Annotated in this window: 4 protein-coding genes; 1 reads left to right on the top strand and 3 read right to left on the bottom strand. The window is 43.1% G+C overall.

The annotated features are described in order from the left end of the window. A partial coding sequence (gene iolB, locus B7C60_RS08390) for a 5-deoxy-glucuronate isomerase (protein ID WP_245868976.1) occupies positions 1–675 on the top strand: 675 nt, incomplete at its 5' end. A 192-nt stretch (positions 676–867) separates the two neighbouring features. On the opposite strand, the gene B7C60_RS08395 is transcribed toward iolB, so the two are convergent. From B7C60_RS08395 to B7C60_RS18515, 3 genes are all read right to left on the bottom strand, one after another. Then, positions 868–1,704, bottom strand: a complete 837-nt coding sequence (locus B7C60_RS08395) for a MurR/RpiR family transcriptional regulator (RefSeq protein WP_099611258.1) — start codon at positions 1,702–1,704, stop codon at positions 868–870. A 308-nt stretch (positions 1,705–2,012) separates the two neighbouring features. Beyond that, on the bottom strand, positions 2,013–2,729 hold the full coding sequence (locus B7C60_RS08400; protein ID WP_099611259.1) for a 3'-5' exonuclease: 717 nt from the start codon (positions 2,727–2,729) through the stop codon (positions 2,013–2,015). Then, the coding region (locus tag B7C60_RS18515) for a putative nucleotidyltransferase substrate binding domain-containing protein (RefSeq protein ID WP_281251672.1) at positions 2,726–3,368 on the bottom strand (643 nt) is incomplete at its 5' end. The genes B7C60_RS18515 and B7C60_RS08400, both read right to left, overlap by 4 nt.

The following is a 3,368-nucleotide window of genomic DNA, read 5'->3' on the forward strand; positions in this document are numbered from 1 at the left end:
GAGCTCTGTCTTGTTCTTGTCGCCGGTAAAGCAAACATAAAAACAGAGACCGCTCATTTTGAAAATATCGGCGATCGGATGGATCCTTTTGAGCGAAAAAAACCGTATGCCGTTTATGTTTCGGCCCAAGAAAGCTGTCACGTCGAAGCGCTGACACCATTAGAGTTAGCCGTCTGTAAAGCTCCTGGCAAAGGCACCTATGCCACTCGATTGATCGCACCACAAGACATTCAAGCAGAAGCCAGAGGTCAAGGAAATAATCAGCGTTATGTACATAATATCTTACCCGATGATGTTCCTGCAGATAGTTTATTGGTTGTGGAAGTCTTTACCGATGAAGGTTGTACCAGCTCCTACCCAAGCCATAAACACGATCAAGCCAACGAGCCTCATGAAACCTATCTAGAAGAAACCTATTATCATCGTTTAAATCCTGGTCAAGGTTTTTGCTTACAGCGCGTCTATACCGATGATCGAACTTTAGATGAATCAATGGCTGTTTATGATAAAGATGTAGTCAAAGCCCCACGAGGTTACCACCCTGTAGCGACCATTGCCGGTTACGATAACTATTACTTAAACGTCATGGCTGGCCCCTCAAGAAAGTGGTGTTTTACTTGGGAACCCGATCATGAGTGGGTCAATGGCCCAGTCTATAAGGCTAAACATGCTTAATTAGCCTTGTTTTATACTATGTATAAAACAACTTGGCGTTGCAGGTAGGCGGTAAGTGAGTGACAAATTTATCTGGAAAAAATTTGAACGAAGGTAGCCTACCCCATACAGCTTTAAGTAGTAAGGGTATAGCATAAGATGAGGATAAAAACGTCAGTTAAAGCTGACGTTTTTTTATGTTGCATAAATCAATCATGCTTTGTGCGAGGAATCATGAAAGGCGAGCGACACTGCGAGGGTCTGAGCTAAACACAAAGAAGCGGCTTGGGAACGAAAAGCATCCACTTTGGCTTCTTTAACCACAAAACAGACATCACTGGATGAAGCCAGTGGACTAATTTGACTATCGGTAATGATGATTTGTTTAATCGCAGAACCGGCTAATGATTCGCTAATCGTGGTCGTTTCTTTCGCATAAGGTGAAAAACTAATCACAATCAATACATCATGTTCTTCAATCGTACTCAATTGCTCTTTAAACATGCCACCGAGCCCATCAATCAGAAAAGCACGTTTGTTTAAATGGCGTAATGCGTACACAAGGTAGGAAGAGACCGAAAATGAACGTCCTAACCCGACCACGTAGATATTTTTCGCTTGAGCCAGTATCTCAACCGCTCCATCGAGATATTCGACTGGTGTTTGCGCGGCTAGTTGATGCATCGCATTACTATTTGCTCTGGCAAATTCCTGTAAAATATCCATCGGGCGTTCCGGTGGCGTCATGTCTCCTTCCATCTCTCTCAGCAGTCGAACGCGATCAGTATAACTGGAAGTCTCTTCTAGTAGATTACTACGAAATAGTTGTTTCATTTCATTAAAACCACTGTACCCAAAAGCGTTTGCAAAGCGGATCAGCGTGGAGGGAGGAACACTCGCCTGCTCAGCAATCGCAGAGACGGTTTCAAAAGCGACACTATTTTTATTATCTAACACATATGCGGCGACTTGCTGTAATCTTTTACTTAATTCACCATAACGAGTTCGGATTTGATCCTCTAATTCGCTTAAGGTCGTTGCTGTTATCATACCAACACTCCGTTATTTACCATGAATTAATCTTATGCAAAATGAAACGATAATAAAAATTATTTTTCGAGTTTTTATTAAAATAAAATAAAAAAATCTAATTCGCTCGAAAAACTTACCACGCTTATCCAAATATTGACTTATACCCTTGCTACTTGAAGCTGCAGAGGGGTAGGCTACGCCAAGTTGTTTGGTATAGATGAAAAATTATTAACAACCGATTCACGCGTTGGCCAGTACGGTCTTGACAGAAAAGCCATGCCGATAGAAACGGATCTGGCACTTTAACTCGGCAAAATCGCTAACCTTTATGATAATGAACGCATGACTAAGGGGCCGAGTACTGGTGTTTGATCGGCAAAAATTTCTTCAATTAGAACCAAAAACAACTCCCCCGTAGCGACAACATCAGCAAATGCGTTATGAGCCAAATAAGGTGGTAGCCCTTTTTGTTCGCGAATGTGCGCTAAGCGTAAATCGGGATACGACACGCCTCGATACTTCATAAGAGATCGCTCCAAGCGCATAGTATCTAAAAAAATAAGTGGTAAAGGGAGCGTCTCTTCTAATTGCAGCAAATGGCGTAAAAACTGTTTCTCAATCTCAGCACCGTGGGCAATAACCACTTTTCCCTTAAGGTTTTTCACTAAGCATTCAATTAATTCATCGCGTGAAATTCCGCCAAGGAGCGTTTCAGGAACAATATGATTGACTACCGCGCTTGCTGAGTCAATACACTGTTCCGATTCGACATAATAATGCTCAGCACGACTTAGAGACATCACGGGATAGTGAAGATGGATCATTCCGACTGATAAAATCTCGTCCACCTTAGGGTTTAATCCCGAGGTTTCAAAGTCTAAGACCACACACTTTAAATCAGCTAACGGAGTATTGGGCGACGGATATGGCTTTTTAAAAAGTGGCAGACAAGGTGCCGGAATGCGAGACTTTGCCAAAGCGTGACGTCGTAACTTATCGCTATAACCAAGCGGGTGTTGACGACGAAACCAAGCCCTTATCATCGTAAACGTCCTCCAGCATGATACCGCTGTTTCGCCGCTTCCTGATAGCGAGCAATAATTCGAAATGCATCTTTGAGATGGTTGCGCTCAAAGGCGGTTAACTCACTTGGCGCAATTTGATTATTCAATATGTTCCCTGCTTGTACTTGTTCACCTTGATGATGAAAACGCACTTGATTGATAAAGTTCAGGGCTTCTTGTAACTCTTGTTTACTGGCATAACTGATTACCCCAAATTCAGCAGCGTAGGCTAATCTTTTCCCCGTTTCAGGGCTAAGACATCCGGCATTCAAGGCGTAAATTCGTGCGAGTTCAACAATTAAATTCACAGCTTGCTGTTTAATATTAAGCACCTGTCGATTATCCCCATCTTTGGTTAACACAAACTGGCGAAAGAGACCAAGCGGTGGACTGACGCGTAAAGAATTGGCCACCATAATCGAAAGAAAGCGCTGGTTGCCTCGCACACAAGTCAGCAAGGTTTGGTTAAGCTGTTCAACCAATGCCTTTGCCCCATATAAAAAGCGCATATCGAGAAAAACACTGATATCGAGCAGTGACTGTGCCTCTGGCAGCACCACCCACTGTCTAAAGTTGCTCTGCCATTGTGCTAGCGAAACACACCAACGAGCTTGGTTG

The sequence above is a fragment of the Vibrio fujianensis genome (genome assembly GCF_002749895.1).
Taxonomy (GTDB): domain Bacteria; phylum Pseudomonadota; class Gammaproteobacteria; order Enterobacterales; family Vibrionaceae; genus Vibrio; species Vibrio fujianensis.